The sequence below is a fragment of the Anoxybacillus sp. EFIL genome (genome assembly GCF_013096955.1).
Lineage (GTDB): Bacteria > Bacillota > Bacilli > Bacillales > Anoxybacillaceae > Anoxybacillus > Anoxybacillus ayderensis.
Genome location: NZ_SDLH01000006.1, coordinates 79253 through 96741, shown reverse-complemented (window position 1 = coordinate 96741; position 17489 = coordinate 79253). Strand labels below are relative to the sequence as shown.

General features: G+C 43.0%; 18 protein-coding genes. 5 read left to right on the top strand and 13 right to left on the bottom strand.

The annotated features are described in order from the left end of the window. Positions 1-110: 110 nt before the first annotated feature. On the bottom strand, positions 111-2249 hold the full coding sequence (locus ES017_RS10510; protein WP_171335068.1) for a (Fe-S)-binding protein: 2139 nt from the start codon (positions 2247-2249) through the stop codon (positions 111-113). A gap of 87 nt (positions 2250-2336) precedes the next feature. Between ES017_RS10510 and cls the strand changes: the two genes are divergently transcribed. After that, positions 2337-3515 carry a cardiolipin synthase gene (gene cls, locus ES017_RS10505; protein ID WP_021094342.1) on the top strand — a complete coding sequence of 393 codons (1179 nt, stop codon included), beginning with the start codon at positions 2337-2339 and terminating at the stop codon, positions 3513-3515. A gap of 32 nt (positions 3516-3547) precedes the next feature. Here the strand turns inward: cls and argS are convergent, their stop codons facing one another. The 5 genes from argS to speE all read right to left on the bottom strand — a co-directional run bounded on the left by argS (position 3548) and on the right by speE (position 7936). After that, positions 3548-5218 carry an arginine--tRNA ligase gene (gene argS, locus ES017_RS10500; RefSeq protein ID WP_021094343.1) on the bottom strand — a complete coding sequence of 557 codons (1671 nt, stop codon included), beginning with the start codon at positions 5216-5218 and terminating at the stop codon, positions 3548-3550. Then, a complete protein-coding gene (locus tag ES017_RS10495) occupies positions 5215-5652 on the bottom strand; it encodes a YwiB family protein (protein ID WP_042894363.1) in 438 nt (145 codons plus the stop codon). The genes argS and ES017_RS10495 overlap by 4 nt, the downstream gene beginning before the upstream one ends. Positions 5653-5741: 89 nt before the next feature. Continuing rightward, a complete protein-coding gene (locus tag ES017_RS10490) occupies positions 5742-6110 on the bottom strand; it encodes a hypothetical protein (protein ID WP_009360996.1) in 369 nt (122 codons plus the stop codon). A 113-nt stretch (positions 6111-6223) separates the two neighbouring features. Beyond that, positions 6224-7096, bottom strand: a complete 873-nt coding sequence (gene speB, locus ES017_RS10485) for an agmatinase (RefSeq protein ID WP_019416437.1) — start codon at positions 7094-7096, stop codon at positions 6224-6226. A 12-nt stretch (positions 7097-7108) separates the two neighbouring features. Next, a complete protein-coding gene (speE, locus tag ES017_RS10480; RefSeq protein ID WP_026011432.1) occupies positions 7109-7936 on the bottom strand; it encodes a polyamine aminopropyltransferase in 828 nt (275 codons plus the stop codon). A gap of 175 nt (positions 7937-8111) precedes the next feature. Between speE and ES017_RS10475 the strand changes: the two genes are divergently transcribed. Next, positions 8112-10163 (top strand): transglycosylase domain-containing protein, encoded by a 2052-nt coding sequence (locus tag ES017_RS10475; protein WP_171335049.1) that lies wholly within the window; start codon positions 8112-8114, stop codon positions 10161-10163. A gap of 138 nt (positions 10164-10301) precedes the next feature. Here ES017_RS10475 and ES017_RS10470 read toward each other — a convergent pair whose 3' ends face one another. Together ES017_RS10470 and ES017_RS10465 are read right to left on the bottom strand one after the other, a co-directional pair. After that, on the bottom strand, positions 10302-10808 hold the full coding sequence (locus ES017_RS10470) for a YwhD family protein (RefSeq protein ID WP_171335048.1): 507 nt from the start codon (positions 10806-10808) through the stop codon (positions 10302-10304). A 17-nt stretch (positions 10809-10825) separates the two neighbouring features. Continuing rightward, positions 10826-11494 carry a site-2 protease family protein gene (locus ES017_RS10465; RefSeq protein WP_026011434.1) on the bottom strand — a complete coding sequence of 223 codons (669 nt, stop codon included), beginning with the start codon at positions 11492-11494 and terminating at the stop codon, positions 10826-10828. A gap of 130 nt (positions 11495-11624) precedes the next feature. Here ES017_RS10465 and ES017_RS10460 point away from each other — a divergent pair, with 130 nt between their 5' ends. Then, complete coding sequence (locus ES017_RS10460) at positions 11625-11813, top strand: 2-hydroxymuconate tautomerase (RefSeq protein WP_003397075.1); 189 nt, start codon at positions 11625-11627, stop codon at positions 11811-11813. 10 nt (positions 11814-11823) lie between these two features. On the opposite strand, the gene ES017_RS10455 is transcribed toward ES017_RS10460, so the two are convergent. From ES017_RS10455 to ES017_RS10445, 3 genes are all read right to left on the bottom strand, one after another. After that, positions 11824-12336: a YwgA family protein gene (locus ES017_RS10455; protein ID WP_009361001.1), complete on the bottom strand. Its 513-nt coding sequence runs from the start codon at positions 12334-12336 to the stop codon at positions 11824-11826. 12 nt (positions 12337-12348) lie between these two features. Next, a complete protein-coding gene (locus tag ES017_RS10450) occupies positions 12349-13671 on the bottom strand; it encodes an HD domain-containing protein (protein ID WP_039938443.1) in 1323 nt (440 codons plus the stop codon). Positions 13672-13795: 124 nt separating this feature from the next. Then, entirely contained in the window at positions 13796-14020 is a 225-nt protein-coding gene (locus ES017_RS10445; RefSeq protein WP_003397078.1) for a YuzB family protein, read from the bottom strand. Between the two features lie 145 nt (positions 14021-14165). On the opposite strand from ES017_RS10445, the gene ES017_RS10440 reads away from it, so the two are divergent. Further along, a complete protein-coding gene (locus ES017_RS10440; protein ID WP_042534939.1) occupies positions 14166-14837 on the top strand; it encodes an RsfA family transcriptional regulator in 672 nt (223 codons plus the stop codon). Between the two features lie 26 nt (positions 14838-14863). On the opposite strand, the gene lipL is transcribed toward ES017_RS10440, so the two are convergent. Together lipL and pta are read right to left on the bottom strand one after the other, a co-directional pair. Next, positions 14864-15691: an octanoyl-[GcvH]:protein N-octanoyltransferase gene (gene lipL, locus ES017_RS10435; RefSeq protein ID WP_368737191.1), complete on the bottom strand. Its 828-nt coding sequence runs from the start codon at positions 15689-15691 to the stop codon at positions 14864-14866. Beyond that, positions 15688-16671, bottom strand: coding sequence for a phosphate acetyltransferase (gene pta, locus ES017_RS10430; protein WP_171335046.1), 984 nt, complete (start codon positions 16669-16671; stop codon positions 15688-15690). Before pta ends, lipL begins: the two co-directional genes overlap by 4 nt. 195 nt (positions 16672-16866) lie before the next feature. Here pta and ES017_RS10425 point away from each other — a divergent pair, with 195 nt between their 5' ends. Beyond that, positions 16867-17430 (top strand): YqaA family protein, encoded by a 564-nt coding sequence (locus ES017_RS10425; protein WP_042894349.1) that lies wholly within the window; start codon positions 16867-16869, stop codon positions 17428-17430. Positions 17431-17489 lie beyond the last annotated feature (59 nt).

Sequence of the window (17489 nt, the reverse complement as noted above, 5' to 3'; positions counted from 1 at the left end):
GTTCAACAATGGACGGGCAAAGAAGGCGCACGAGAATCGTACACCTTCCTATTGCTTTCATTATACTGAAAATATCTTAAAAATAAAACTATTTATTTTTTTTAGAATTTTTAATGAACAGAGCCAAATACCGCTTTTTCCAACAGCTCCGCCACATCGTACGTGCCGACTTTTTCTTCTACTTCTTTCGCTTTCGTTCCATCTGATAACATCGTTAAACAGTACGGACAGCCAGAGCTGATGACTGTCGGATTCACTTCTAGCGCCTGTTCTGTGCGCGCTACGTTAATGCGCGTGCCCGTCGTTTCTTCCATCCACATTAATCCGCCGCCAGCCCCGCAACACATGCCTGTCTCACGATGACGTGCCATCTCCACGAGCTTCACACCCGGAATCGCTTTCAAAATTTGACGCGGTGCATCGTATACGTCGTTATATCTACCTAAATAACATGAATCGTGGAACGTCACGACTTCGTTGACTTCATATTTCGGAACGAGGCGACCTTCTTCCACAAGCTTTGCTAGTAATTCTGTATGGTGATATACTTCTGCTTCAAATCCGAAATCTGGATATTCATTTTTAAATGTGTTGTACGCATGTGGATCGATCGTCACAATTTTTTTCACGCCTGCTTTTTCAAATTCAGCAATGTTTGCGGTTGCCAGTTCTTGGAATAAAAATTCGTTTCCTAGACGACGCGGCGTATCGCCAGAGTTTTTCTCCTTGTTTCCTAAAATCGCAAATTTTACCCCCGCCTCATTTAATAGACGCGCAAAAGCTAACGCAATTTTTTGGCTTCGATTATCAAACGACCCCATCGAACCGACCCAGAATAAATATTCGAATTCTTCGCCTGCTTTTTGCATTTCTTTCACTGTCGGAATGCGTACATCTTCACGCAACTCGCGCCAGTTTTCTTTCTCTTTTCGGTTCAATCCCCACGGATTGCCTTGACGTTCGATATTTGTCATCGCCCGTTGTGCATCAGCATTTAATTTTCCTTCTGTTAATACGAGATAACGACGTAAGTCAATAATTTTATCAACATGTTCGTTCATGACCGGACATTGGTCTTCACAGTTGCGACACGTCGTACATGCCCAAATTTCTTCTTCTGTAATGACATCGCCAATTAAGTTCGGCATTTCGATCGTTGCGGCTTGTTCTTGCATCCCTTGCGCCATCAAAGCGAGCTGGTTTCCTTTTGTATTCGCAAACGCAAACGTCGGCACCCAAGGCGCCTTCGATGTAATGGCTGCGCCTTTTTCTGTTAAATGGTCGCGCAATTTTAAAATAAGATCCATTGGGGATAGCATTTTCCCTGTCCCTGTTGCTGGACACATGTTTGTACAGCGTCCACACTCTACACAGGCATATAAATCGATGAGTTGTGTTTGCTTAAAGTCTTCGATTTTCCCAACACCAAACGATTCTTGTGTTTCATCTTCAAAATTGATTTTCTCAAGCTTCGGTCTCGTTAATCGGCTAAAAAAGACGTTCACTGGTCCAGCGATTAAATGCGCATGTTTGGATTGCGGCACGTACACTAAAAACGTTAATAAAATAAGCAAATGCACCCACCAAGCGACAAAAAACAATACAGCAGCTCCTGTTTCTCCTACCCAACTAAACGCAAGTGCAATCGCAGAAGCGACAGGTTCGCTCCATGATGTTCCTTCGTTATGCCAAATGCGTCCCATACCGTTACCGAACAACACGGAAAGCATGAGTCCACCGATAAAAATAAGGACAAGCCCTGCTTTAAAATCGCGTTTTAAACGAACAAGCTTTTCGATGTAACGGCGATAAAACGCCCATAAAACAGCCACTAAAATAAGTAATGTTACAATTTCTTGAAAAAACGTAAACGCTGGATATAGCGGTCCGAGCGGCAAGTGCGCCCCTGGGACAAGCCCTTTAATGATGAAATCAATGGCGCCAAACTGTACGAGAATAAAGCCGTAAAAGAACATGACGTGGATAATGCCGCTTTTTTTGTCTTTTAACAGCTTTTTTTGCCCAAAGACGTTCACCCATATGTTTTGCAAACGCTCTTTTACTTTTCCGTCAAACTCCACTTTTTTCCCTAGTTTAATATAGGCGATGCGTGTTTTGACGAGATACACGAATAAATGAACGGCGTACGCTGTCACAAGTAAAAAAGCGATCCAGTTCAACCAAAGCACGATACCCTTCCCCCTTTGTTGTAAAAATAAAATAAATTTTCTGAACAAACTTACTTTCATTATATAATGAATGAGCATTCAGTCAATATTTTTTCTTATTTTTTATTTTCTTTTTGGGGACACTACAACAACGAAAGGAGTGAAGGCATGCGCTGGCTCGTGATTGTCATCATTTTATTGTTTCTTCTTTTGCTTGATTATAAATGGGGAGACAAAGTTGCAAAGAATGCTGCACGAAAAAAAATCGGCGTCGAGCGACAAAGCGATATGACGCTATTTACGACGGGTGAAACGCTGTTCGATGATTACTTTGCAGAGTTAGAACGAGCAAAACATCATATCCACATTTTATTTTATATCGTGCGCGATGATGAAATAGGAAAACGCTTTTTTTCTTTACTTGAACAAAAAGTAAATGAAGGGGTAGAAGTGCGTGTGCTCGTCGATTGGGTCGGAAGCTTCGGGCTACCGTCTTCCCTCCGACAAAAAAGCGGGCAATTCGCCTTTGCGAACCGTCCGACATTGCCGTTTTTTTTCTATAAGCTAAACGAGCGAAATCATCGCAAAATTACGGTCATTGACGGAAAAATCGGCTATTTAGGCGGATTTAACATCGGAAAAGAATATATCGGTCAAGATCCAAAGTTTGGCCATTGGCGCGACTATCATTTAAAAATAACGGGGGAAGGGGTGGCTGATTTACAACGGCAGTTCGCGGAAGATTGGAAAGAAGCGACAGGACAAACGTTTGGAGATGATGAACGATATTTCCCACCTCTCCAAAAAGGAACGGTGAAACATCGATTTGTTCCGACAGATGGGGCGTATTTGGAAGAGGAGTTTATTCAACTCATCAAACACGCAAAACGAGAAATCATCATCGGTACTCCGTATTTTATCCCAAGTAAAAAAATCATGGACGCTCTTTTTGAAGCGATAAAACGCGGCGTTCAACTGACGATTATCGCACCGATCCAAGCGGATCATCCGTTTGTAAAAGAAGCTTCATTCCCTTATTTTCGTCAGCTTCTTCATGCAGGCGCTCATATTTATCAGTTTTATAACGGGTTTTACCACACAAAAGTGATCGTCATTGATGATGACATATGTGATATCGGCACCGCAAATTTCGATCGCCGCAGCTTGTTTATTAATTACGAAATGAATTGTTATATATATGACAAACCGTTTATTCAACATGTAAAACAAACGATCGCTCGCGATATCGACACATCTACATTGTTGACAGCGGAATATTTTCGTAAGCAATCATGGCTTCATCGCTTCAAAGAAGCCGTTGCAACGATGTTGTCTCCATTACTATAAGAAGCCCTTCCCCGCCGAGAAGGGCTTTCGTATTACATTTTTTCTGGCGCATGTACTCCAACGAGCGCTAAAGCATTTTTTAACGTTACTTGCACCGCTTTCATGAGCGCTAGGCGGGCACGGCTTTTTTCAACGTTCGCTGCATCAAGTACTTTTTCCGCATTGTAAAAACTATGAAGTGCCGATGCGAGATCAAAAATGTAGTTCGTCATGCGATGCGGTGAACGTTTCACAGCTGCCTCTGCCACAGCGGAAGGAAACTCCCCTAGCTGTTTCAATAAGTCAATTTCTTTTTCTGCTAATTCGTATGTGAAAGATAGTTCACCATTATAAGATAGTCCTTGTTCTTCCCCTTGACGAAGCATGCTGCATACGCGTGCATGGGCATATTGCGCATAATATACAGGGTTTTCGTTCGATTGCGACACCGCTAGGTCCATGTCGAAATCTAAATGCGTATCCGATGAGCGCATCGCGAAGAAATAGCGTGTTGCGTCTAATCCGACTTCTTCCATTAAGTCGCGCAACGTCACCGCCTTTCCTGTTCGCTTGCTCATGCGCACTTTTTCGCCGTTTTGATATAAGCTAACGAGCTGAATAATTTCAACTTCTAATACATCCGGATCGTATCCGAGCGCAGCGATCGCCGCCTTCATGCGCGGAATGTAACCGTGATGATCCGCTCCCCAAATATTAATAATTTTTTCAAAGCCGCGCTCAAGCTTATCTTGATGGTATGCGATATCTGGTAATAAATATGTGTACGTTCCATCTTGCTTAATGAGCACGCGGTCTTTGTCGTCGCCGAATGTCGTCGAGCGGAACCATGTCGCGCCATCTTGTTCGTAAATATGACCTTTTTCACGTAACGTTTCAAGCGCTTTATCGATTTTTCCGTTATGATAAAGCGACGTCTCCGAATACCAAACGTCAAATGTGACGCGGAAGTCCGCTAAATCTTTTTTAATTTTATCCATTTCAAACGCTAATCCGTATTCCCGGAACTGTTGAAGCCGTTCTTGTTCATCGAGCGCGACAAATTTGTCGCCATGTTCTTCCGCTAGCTTTTTCCCTAATTCAATAATATCTTCACCGAAATATCCATCTTCCGGCATGTCTTTCTCGATTCCGAGCGCTTGAAAATAGCGTGCTTCTACCGATTTCGCTAAGTTGGCAATTTGATTGCCGGCATCGTTAATGTAATATTCACGCGTGACATCAAAGCCTGCTTTTTTCAAAATGTTGCATAATGAATCGCCAACCGCTGCTCCACGGGCATGTCCTAAATGTAAACTACCTGTCGGGTTTGCTGAAACAAACTCGACTTGCACTTTTTGACCTTGACCGACATTTGTTTCACCGTATGCGTCCCCTGCTTGTAAAATCGCAGGAACGAGCTCTGTTAAATAACGATTGTCCATGTAAAAATTAATAAATCCTGGTCCAGCAATATCTACTTTTTTAACGAATACCGCTTCACCGTTAAAATGACGAACGATGTCTTCCGCAATCATACGTGGCGCCTTTTTCGCCACGCGCGCTAATTGCATCGCGACATTTGTTGAATAGTCGCCGTGCGCTTTATCTTTCGGCGTCTCTAAAATGACGTTTGGAACGTCCGCTTCTGTCGCGACCCCTGAACGAATAACCGCTTCTTTTATTTCTTCTTTTAACTTTTTTTTCATTTGTTCAACAATATTCATTTCTTTGCCTCCTTAAACGAAATCGTCACCGCATGACGACCAACATGTTTCCCTGATAAGTGAAGTATGTAAGAAAAAAACAACTGCCCTTTTTTCGTTTTCTCGTTATACTGATACAATACTTGTTCTGTTTTTGTTTTCATTTCCCAGCGCGCCACTGGACTTTCGTACGTGCCGATCGTTTCCGACTGTTTACGAAACGTATGGCGCATCGAAATGGCCCCAGAGCGAAGCACGACAACTTCATCATTGGCGATTTTTACGACGTTTTTAATCGTTTCTCCTTCATGCGTCTCTTCAAACGTCACATACGTCGCATCTCCTTTTAAGTAGTATAAACCATTTGCCTCGATGACAACAATTTCTTTTCGCGCGCCATCACGAATTTCCGTCACTTGCTTTAGTTGTATCGGTATTCCGTTCACCTTCCCCACACCCTCGCTGTTGTTGTGCTGTAGTTAAGTATAGAAAAAGAGGGGAATACATGCAATAGGCGGCCTCTTTTTAGAGACCGCCTAACATATTATGCCTGCTTTAAGTTTTTTACTACATTCCATGCAAACGTTAGCACTGCCAACGTCACAAGAGTGCCTCCGAGCGCTGTAAGCGGAATGAACGCTTCGTTTCCAGAAACGACAAACGCTAAGCCGATCATCATCGCCGGTAAGCCGATGTTATGAAGCCAAAAGTGTGCTTTCGCTGTTTTTGTTTCCGCAATATGAGGGAATAAATGATATAAAATGCCAGCAAGCGTCAACGCCGTCCAACCGAGCAAGTTAATATGGACGTGGACAGGTGTAAATGTAAAAACGTGCGTCATCGACATATAAAGCCCTAAACAGACGCCAATTGCGAAATAAACAGCCGAAATTTTAATCAATCGAATACCCATTTTTCTCACCTCCTTTCAAACATTTCCATTATGTAAATGTTACTCTCAATGTATGACGTTGGCAATACTTTTATGAAAAAAAATCCCTGTCGCGCAGACAGGGATTTTCGTCTTTATTTCACCCAACCGAGAAGCATTTCGCGTACAAGCTTGCTTGCTGTGTTGGCTGTTTGTTCAGAGTGGTCATATACCGGCGCCACTTCGACTAAATCTGCTCCGACAACGCGCACATCGGAACGAGCGATCGCGTGAATCGCAGCTAATAGTTCTTTTGACGTAATGCCGCCAGCATCGACTGTTCCTGTTCCCGGCGCATGCGCTGGATCTAATACGTCAATGTCGATCGTAACATATACCGGACGACCTGCAAGCGTTGGAAGCACTTCTTTTAACGGTTCAAGCACGTCAAATTTCGCAATATACATCTCGTTTTGTTTCGCCCACTCAAATTCTTCTTTCATTCCTGAACGAATACCGAAAGAATATACGTTTTTCGGCCCAATGAGTTCCGCAATTTTACGAATTGGCGTAGAATGCGACAACGGCTCGCCTTCATAATGCTCGCGCAAATCTGTGTGAGCATCCATATGAATAATCGCTAAATCGGGATACTTTTTATATACCGCCTTCATCACCGGCCAAGACACTAAATGCTCTCCGCCAAGACCGAGCGGAAACTTTCCCGCTTCCAATATGCGATCGACAAACTGTTCAATCATATCTAAACTGCGTTGCGCGTTACCGAACGGTAAAGGAATGTCACCCGCATCAAAATATTTCACTTCATCGAGCTCACGGTCTAAATACGGGCTGTATTCCTCAAGCCCGATCGACACTTCACGAATGCGCGCCGGACCGAAGCGAGAGCCTGGGCGATAGCTAACTGTCCAGTCCATTGGCATCCCATAAATAACCGCTTGGCTTTCTTCAAAATTTGGATGGCTTTTAATAAATACGTTGCCAGAATACGCTTCATCAAATCGCATCGTTTTCTCCCCTTACTTCACTAAGTCTTCAACAAATTTCGGCAATACGAAGCACGCTTTATGAAGCTGTTTTGTATAGTATTTCGTTTCAATGTCGTGGAAGCGCTCTTCGCTTACTTCAAGCGGATCATATTTTTTCGAACCGAGTGTAAACGTCCACATGCCGCTCGGATACGTTGGAATGTTCGCGATATATAGACGTGTAATCGGGAAAATTTCGCGCACATCGCGTTGAACAGTGCGAATTAAATCCGCTTTAAACCACGGATTGTCTGTTTGCGCAACAAAAATGCCGTCGTCTTTTAACGCTTTCGCAATGCCTGCATAAAACCCTTTTGTAAATAGATTGACCGCTGGACCGACTGGCTCTGTCGAGTCAACCATAATGACGTCGTATTCGTTTTCGCTTTGCGCAATGTGCATAAAGCCGTCGTCCACTTTCACTTCAACACGGGGATCGTCTAATTGACCAGCGATTTCTGGCAAATATTTTTTCGAATACTCGATGACTTTTCCGTCAATTTCAACAAGCGTCGCTTTTTTCACGCTTGGATGCTTTAACACTTCGCGAATGACGCCGCCGTCTCCACCGCCAACGACAAGAACGTTTTCTGGATTCGGATGCGTAAATAGCGGAACGTGCGCAACCATTTCATGATAGACGAACTCATCTTTTTGCGTTGTCATCACCATTCCGTCTAAAATAAGCATGTTCCCGAATTCTTCTGTTTCCACCATATCGAGCTTTTGGAATTCCGTTTGCTCTGTATGTAAAGTGCGTTTAATTCGTGCTGTAATCCCAAAGTTGTCCGTCTGTTTTTCAGTAAACCAAAGTTCCATATTGAACACCCTTTCGTCAATAATGCACCGCTTATCATGCCCAAAAAATAAAATGCTAAACATGAAAAAGTATAGAGCAATCTAGCAAAATTTCAAGTAAAAATTGCTAGAAAACGTTTAAAAAAATAAAAATGTTTTCATACTAATTTTAAACGTAAAAAATGAGGTGATGGCTATGGAGACGATTGCCATCGAACGATGGAAACGAACGTTTAAATATATGCGGCTATTTCTTTGGCTCGCTTTTATTGGCAGCTTATTATGCACGCTTACGATCGCAGGTCTCATTATATTTGCCAAATGGAAAGGCCCTCCTCCTTTAGCCGTTCCGCAATCAACGATTTTTTATGCGGAAGACGGCACAAAAATTGGGGAAAACCATTACGGCGGAAAAAGATATTGGATTCATCTATCCGATATGTCGCAACACGCCATTGATGCAACGATTGCGATAGAAGACCGAAAATTTTTCGAGCATTACGGTTTCGACTTTAAGCGAATTGCCGGAGCGATCGTTGCGAATATGAAAGCGATGGGGAAAGTGCAAGGAGCAAGTACGATTACGCAACAATATGCGCGCAATTTATTTTTAAGCTACGAAAAAACGTGGTGGCGCAAAATACAAGAAGCGCTATATACCGTCCAGTTTGAAGCAAACTACGATAAAGAAGACATTTTAGAAGGATATTTAAACACGATTTACTACGGACATGGCGTATATGGAATTGAGGCAGCCGCAAATTTTTATTTCGGAAAATCCGCCCGTGAATTGACGGTGGCGGAAGCGGCGATGCTTGCTGGGATCCCGAAAGGACCGAGCTACTATTCCCCGCTTGTCGATATGGAGCGAGCAAAAAAGCGCCAACGCATCGTTTTGCAAGCGATGGTTGAGGCAAATGTTTTATCAAAAAAAGAAGCTAAACAAGCTGCGAACGAGCCGCTTCATTTCTCAAACGGCGAGCAAATGAAAACAAAAACGATTGCCCCATATTTTCAAGATGCAGTCAAACATATGTTGAAAACGGTGCTTGGATTCGATGAAGAAACGATTGAAATGGGCGGATTACGCGTATACACGACGCTCGATGTCGAGATGCAGTCGATCGCAGAGGCGAAAATAAAAGAAACGATTCATTCGCAGTCAAACATTCAAGTGGCGCTTGTCGCCATGGAGCCGAAAACAGGCGAAGTGAAAGCACTTGTCGGAGGGCGCGACTATGAAAAAAGCCCGTTTAATCGCGCGACACAGGCAGAACGTCAACCCGGCTCAACATTTAAACCGTTTTTATACTATGTGGCGCTCCAACATAGGTTTACACCATCGACGCTATTGCGGAGCGAGGCGACGACGTTTACGCTAGAAGACGGCTCGACGTATACACCGCGCAACTTTAACAACTACTACGCGAACGATACGATTACGCTTGCCCAAGCGATTGCTCTTTCCGATAACGTCTATGCTGTAAAAACACATTTGTTACTCGGACAAGAAAAGCTTGTTGACATCGCGAAACAACTTGGCATCACAAGCAAACTGAAACAAGTGCCGTCGCTCGCGCTCGGTACAGCGCCCGTTAAAGTCATTGATATGGCGCGCGCCTACAGCATTATCGCTAACGGCGGAAAAAAAGTCGAGCCGATATTTATAAAAAAAGTGACGAATTACGAAGGAAAAGTGCTATACGAACAACGGCGAAGCGATGAACAAATACTCGATCCAGCGCTTGCTTTTGTGACGACGCACTTAATGACCGGCATGTTTGATCCAACGTTAAATGACTATGCTTCTGTGACAGGGCAATCGATCATTCCGCGCATCACTCGCCCTTATGCTGGCAAATCAGGGACGACGAAAACAGACAGTTGGATGATCGGTTATACGCCGCAGCTCGTCACAACCGTTTGGACAGGATACGACCGCGACAAAACGATTGATCGCACCGATGAAAAACAATATGCGAAACATATTTGGGTCAATTTCATGGAAGATAGTTTACGTGGAAGAAAGGTCGCGACGTTCGAACCGCCGGAAGGGGTCATTGGTGTATATGTCGATCCTCATAGCGGGAAGCTTGCGACAACCGCTTGTCCGATAAAACGGTTAAGCTATTATGTCGTCGGCACCGAGCCAACCGACTACTGCAAAGACCATCCAGCTGAAAAGAAAAAGAAGAAGAAACAAAAAGAAAAAGATTCGTGGTTTAAACGACTGTTCGATTGGTTTTAAACATAAACGCCCAAGCTCATATGCTTGGGCGTTTATGTGTCCTAGTTTTATCATGTGTTACATTTGTACCTTTAGTTTACTCCTTTTCCCACTCAACGACAAGTATAGACCTATTTTCGTTCACAAAACCGTCACATTTTATCCATGATTTTGAAGCTGTCGTTTTAACTCCTCGCTCGAACGGTCCCACATGTCGCGGTTATGCTTTTGTAAAAATGAAGCTAATACTTCTTTTGACCGCTCATCCATATGGTCAACAATAATATGGCGCTTTAACGATTTGTCCATGCGATTGACGTGCTCAGGAAGCGATTTATACCCGCGGCGCACTTCGCGATCAACCGTCATTTCGCATGCTGTCACCCCCGCATAATACGCCCCTTCTTCCGCCTGATCGACCGTTACCCAGACGAGCCAATAAGACTTGCCGTTTGGCACTTCATCACGATTTGGTGTGAACTTAATGCCTTTCTCTACGACGCTGCGCGCATGCATCGCTCCCATATCAATGAACGCCTCGCCAGCTTCGACATCGATAATGACCGGCGAAACGTTTGCGAGACTGAGTACCCCTGTGCCGAACGTTCCGTGCACTTTCGGCTCTTTTTTAATAATATTAAACATCGGCTTTTTTTTCTCTTCCACAATCGTTCATCCTTTCATCATAAAATAAGCGTTGAAAATATACTTTGTAGCCATTGGGCAACAGCTGGAATGGCGACATGAAAAACCGGCTGAATCGTATATCGATCTAACGGCGTAAAAATAAGAATTAAAAAGATGAGTGCCCCGTAATTTTCAAATTGCGTCATTTTCGCACGCACATGCATCGGCGCCAAGTCTTCGACGATGCGATATCCATCAAGCGGTGGAAACGGCAATAAGTTAAAAACGAACAATAAAATATTCAGTCCGATATAAATTTCAAAAAACTGATACAATCCGTCACGAAACCATACCGGAATAAAATCAAATACACCGATGCGAATCATCGCATACCATAAAGCGAAGCCGATAGCCGCAAGCAACAAATTGCTGAGCGGACCGGCAACAGAAACGAGAATGCCCGCTAGACGCGGATGACGAAAATAACCGCGATTCACAGGTACCGGACGCGCCCAACCAAATCCGGCAATGAAAATAAGCAACGTTCCTAATATGTCTAAATGAGCAAGCGGCGACAACGTTAGTCTTCCTTGTTGTTTCGCCGTCGGGTCACCAAATTTATACGCCACGTATGCGTGCGCAAACTCATGAACAGAAAATGCAATCGCAAGCGCCAACACGACATACGGTATTTCTCGAATTGGATATGCTAAAAATTGGTCCACGTTCCTTCTCCTTTTCAAACTTTTTTCATTTTTTCATTATTATACACGAAAAACAGGCGGAAGCACTACTGACAACGGTCGATGCGTGATATAATAACGATTGTGAATAAAGGAGAAAGGGGCGATCACGATGCCATATGTAACAGTAAAAATGCTTGAAGGTCGCACAGAAGAACAAAAACGAGCACTCGTCGAAAAAGTAACAGAAGCCGTTGCGGAAACGACAGGTGCACCGAAAGAAAAAATCGTCGTTTTTATTGAAGAAATGTCTAAAAATCATTACGCCATTGGCGGAAAACGATTAAGCGACGAAAGCTGACAGGGGGCTGTCAGCTTTTTATGTACGCTTGTGTGCGTAACTGTTCGATGTAACGATACGCTTCTTCCATTTCTTCTTCCGTGTATCGTTGTTTGCTTTTTAATGTAAATACTTTTTCTTTCACTTCATCTTTACTTAAATCTTCAAAATAAAGAATAGTAGAAACAAGCTCTAAAAATCTCGCGCTTTGTTCATTTAAACTGCGCAAACAAACATCTAAATCAGGCATGTCCAAATTGTAATGCGTTAAAAATTGCTTGCCCGCTTCCGTCAACGCATAACGATATTGATAATATCCGCCTTTTTTCTCTCTCATTTCTTGCACAAACCCGACGTTACATAACTCTTCAATGCGCAATGTCAATTCTTCCGAATACGGGCCGTAAAAATGAAAATCAAATTTTTCGTAAAAAGGAAAGTTCATTTTTTTCGCAATGTAAATCATTTTTTGCAGCTTTTTTCGTCCAACAATCTCCCCGACTGCCGCTAACGCTTTCAACATTTTCGCATGTTCGAAAAGCAACGTCCCCATCTCCTATTCATATAAAAGTTGTTTTATTTTTTTCTTCACGTTTCGTTTTGTCGATAAGTCATCAAGAAAATCTTGTGGAAAATATAATTTATGATCGGTGCGACGTTTGCCTGAAATCGCATCAACGATCGTCGATTCCCGCGACAATTCGCGTAACTCCCCGCTTGGCATTAACAAATAAATGGGAAGCCTTTCTTCTTCTTCCCCCGGACGATAAAAGTCGTACGGAAGATCGGATGAGGAGTCAACGACTAAATAATAATCCGGATCAATGCCCGCTTTTTTAAACAACGTCGTCAGTTCCATCAACTTTTTCATTTCTTCATTCGTCGGTTGAAATTCGACGTATTTAAATAAATTACGATTCATAAAACGACGGCATAAATCGCTTAAAATCGCATCTCGTTCATCTTGCCATTGTTGAAAATAATATAATGTAACCGCCTCATCTAATTTTAAGTAGTCTTCTAGTTGCACGTGTCCATGAAAAAGAGATTGGAAATGAACAGGAGGTGTTTGAAATGTATAGCCTGTCAAATATAAATGTTTCGCACGATGCAAAATTTTCGTCAAAATCACTTCTGCACTGCGCGTCACGGGATGGAAATACACCTGCCAATACATTTGGTACCGGCTCATAATGTAATCTTCTACTGCGTGCATGCCGCTTCGTTTAATGACGACTTGCTCCTCGCGTGGACGCATCACGCGCAAAATGCGTTCCATATCAAAATGCCCATAGCTGACGCCTGTATAATATGCATCGCGCAATAAATAGTCCATGCGATCCGCATCAATTTGGCTTGAAATGAGACTAACAACGAGCTTATTTTCATACGTCTTCGCAATGACTTCTGCAACCTTTTTCGGAAAGTCTAACGATACACGACGAAGCACCGCGTTGACTTCTGTATCGCCTAAAATAATCGCTCGTGTAAATTGTTCATGATCAAGATGAAACACTTTTTCAAACGAATGCGAAAACGGTCCATGTCCTAAATCATGCAAAAGCGCGGCACATAAACAAAGCAGCCGCTCGTTTTCATCCCAATCCGCACGACCAGCGAACACATCGTCAACGATGCGACGCACGATCTCATATACGCCAAGCGAATGGTTAAAACGACTATGTTCTGCACCGTGAAACGTCAAATACGTCGTACCGAGCTGTTTAATGCGACGCAACCGTTGAAATTCTTTTGTACCAATTAAATCCCAAATGACTTTATCACGCACATGCACATACCGGTGCACCGGATCTTTGAACACTTTCTCTTCGCTCAATTTTTCGTTGGGATACAATCGTTCTCCCTCTCTTCCGTTCATAACATAGCTTTATTATAGAGCGTTCTTTTAAAAAAACAAAGACTTCCTTCAATGACATGCACTAAAATCAAACAAAAAAGGCATTCCTTTCTCATAGAATGCCCCTTGATCGGTGACAGCCACCTTATTTTTTCAACTTCGCAGCAATTTTTTCGATTAACTCGTCTTCCGTCATCGCTGATACGGGTCGATTGTTGACGAACGCAAACACTTTTTTTCGACCTGGACCGCAATACGATTGGCAGCCAATTTCGATTGTTGCGTTCGGATCTAATTTTTTTAACCTTGGCAACAACGTTTTTAAATTCGTTGCTTGACAGTCGTCACAGACGCGAAATTCATTTTGCATACCGTCCTCACTCCTTTTCGCTAACGAGTATTCTAACGCGTATACGCGAACAATGCAAGCTGCATCTATTTCCTTTGAAAAATAGTATATATTTCTCGTTTTTTGGTGATTATGAAAGTAAAAGAATGCGAAAGGGGTTTTTTTCATGACAAAAAAACGACAAGATGCTTGGACTGAAGAAGAAGATTTATTGTTAGCTGAAACGGTGTTGCGCCACGTGCGCGAAGGGAGCACGCAATTAAATGCGTTTGAAGAAGTAGGCGATAAATTGAATCGTACGTCAGCGGCATGCGGGTTCCGCTGGAATGCGGTCGTTCGCCAACAATATGAAGAATCGTTACAAATGGCGAAAAAGTTCCGAAAACAACGGCAGCGTGCCCTTGGAAATAAACACGCATTGCGAAAGCGGCCGCTTTATACACCACCTGTTCCTTCGCTTGAAGAGTTAGGAATGGAACCGTTAGAAGTGCAAACAAATGAATATGAACATGTCGAAACAAACCATTTAACGCTTGACCATGTTATTGCTTTTTTACACTCTTTAAAACAATCGTATATCGGACAAGAAACAGCGCTAGTGGAAAATAAACAACTGAAGATTGAGCTCGAACAACTACAACAACAATATAAACAACTAGAACAACAATTTACAAAACTTCAAAAAGAAAATGAAGAATTACGCGAGGATTACGGAACGATGGCACGCATCATTAACCGTGCAAGACAAATGGAAATTTCAGAGGATGAGTTTAAACCACCTATTTTCAAAATGGATCGCAACGGAAATTTAGAAAAAATCGAAAAGATTGCCGAGTAAAAAAGCTGTCGCATCGGACAGCTTTTTTATTTCGGCAACATCGTCTCGTTTCGCTCAATCATACGTTGAAAATACATGTTATATCGCTCCCATTCTTTTGGGGTGAGCGATGATGGCTCGAGCCTACTTCCAAGCGATTGGAGCGCTTCGTATAGGCGAATGATAAGCGTAGAAACTGTCATTTCTTTGCCGAGTAATTCACTAAGCGACGCCATCGTATGTGGAACGATCGTCGGATACGTAAACTTCGTTTGTTCTCCCGCAAGCGCGCGCTCATAAAACTGACGAATAAACTCCGCTCGTGCCGCGCCGCTTCCGTTTGCGCATATATACACTTGCACAGCGACACCGCCTCGAATGCGGCGCTGTGAAATGCCCGCAAACTTTTTTCCATCAATGCTTAAGTCAAAACTTCCTGGACAATACGAGCCAATAACTTCCCCCGCTTGCACGTGCGCTTCTGGCAACATGCGCGCAATGAGCGCGGCCATTGCCTCATACCCACGATCAATGTCAATTCCTTTTTTTGTATCAGGAAAAATAAGTGAAACGTTTAAAACCCCTTCATCTAATACAACCGCCAACCCACCAGAGTTGCGAACGATCGTACGCCAACCGTGCTCATGTAAGTAGGCGAGTCCTTTTTCAATGTACGGCAATTTCGTATCTTGAATACCAAGCACAACGGTCTGATGATGCACCCATAAGCGAACGATCGGATGCGATTGACCGTTTCCAACCGATTCGCAAAGCGCATCATCAAACGCAAATGACTGCTTCGCATCAAACGATGGCCCGAGGGTTGTGTGGTCAATTATTCGCCACGTTTGTTGTCGCAACAATTCGCTCATTATTCCATCGCCGCAAGCGCCTGCGCTGCTGTGATGAGTGATAGCTTGTACACATCTTCGGCGTTACATCCGCGTGATAAATCGTTCACCGGTTGATTTAGTCCTTGTAAAATTGGACCGACCGCTTCAAAATTGCCGAGACGTTGTGCAATTTTATATCCGATATTTCCCGCTTCTAAACTTGGGAAAATAAAGACATTCGCATCGCCTTGAATGACAGAGTCTGGCGCTTTCTTTTTCGCCACAGACGGAACGAATGCGGCATCAAATTGAAACTCGCCATCGAGCGTTAACTCTGGTGCCATTTCTTTTGCGATGCGCACCGCTTCAATCACTTTTTCTGTTTCTGGCGATTTCGCCGATCCTTTCGTAGAGAAGCTAAGCATCGCTACACGTGGCTCAATATCAAACATTTTCGCTGTTTGTGCGCTCTCAATAGTGATTTCCGCTAAATCTTGGCTATCTGGAGCGATGTTAATGGCGCAATCAGCAAATACGTATTTCTCATCGCCGCGCACCATAATGAACACGCCAGACGTTTTGCGAATACCTGGCTTTGTTTTAATAATTTGTAACGCAGGGCGAACTGTATCCGCTGTCGAATGCGCGGCACCGCTCACAAGCCCGTGCGCTTTCCCCATATACACAAGCATCGTACCGAAGTAATTTTCATCAAGTAAAATGTTGCGCGCATCTTCTTCCGTCACTTTTCCTTTGCGACGTTCAATAAACGCGGCAACCATTTCCTCCATTCCTTCGTACGTACGTGGATCGATAATTTCTACTTTCCCAAGCGTCAAACCAAGCTCTTTCGCTTTTTGGACGACAGCTTCTTGCTCGCCGATGACAATCGGATGCAATACATTTTCTGCCGCTAGACGTCCGACCGCTGTCAAAATACGTTCATCTAGTCCTTCCGGAAACACGATCGTTACATTTTTTCCTGCCACCTTTTGTTTTAAGGCTGCAAATAAATCACTCACGAAATGTTCCTCCTTAGTTTAAAAAAATTCGTCTATCTATTAGAATACTCTTATTGAGACGAAAAGCAATGAATTACACCATAAACGAAAATAGTCTTTTTTTTATAACAATTCTGTTTTTTATCTTGAGTGATATATAGCCTAAAAAGTGATATATTTGTTAAGGAACATGTACAAATAAAGGAGCGTTATTATATGTCACAATGGATTCATCATATTGAACAATGGTTGCTTGAATTTGGCGTCATCGGTCTCGTTATCGTTTCTTTTACAGAATCTTCATTTTTTCCGATTCCGCCTGATGTGTTATTAATTCCGTTAAGCATTGCCCAACCAGAGAAAGCGTTATGGTTTGCCTTTTTAACAACGGTCGCTTCTGTATTCGGTGCGCTGCTTGGATGGTACATTGGGAAAAAATTCGGCAGACCGATTTTGCGTTATTTTATCTCTGATGAAAAAATGGATAAGGTAGAACAATATTTTCAACAATACGGGGCAATAGCGATCGTCATCGCTGGGTTTACCCCTATTCCGTATAAAGTGTTCACTATTTTCTCCGGCATTTCTAACGTCAACATTCGCATGTTGCTTTTTTGGTCGTTCATCGGTCGTGGGGCGCGCTTTTTCGCAGAAGGGCTTATTATTTTCACTTTAGGCGCTCAAGCGAAAACATTTATTGAACAACATTTTACAACGATCACGATCGTTGGTGGCATTGTCATTATCATTGCTTTTCTTATTTACAAACGGTTCAAATAGTGCGTTTGGCATAAACGAAACACATATGATACAATTTCGGTAGTACATAACAAAAGGAG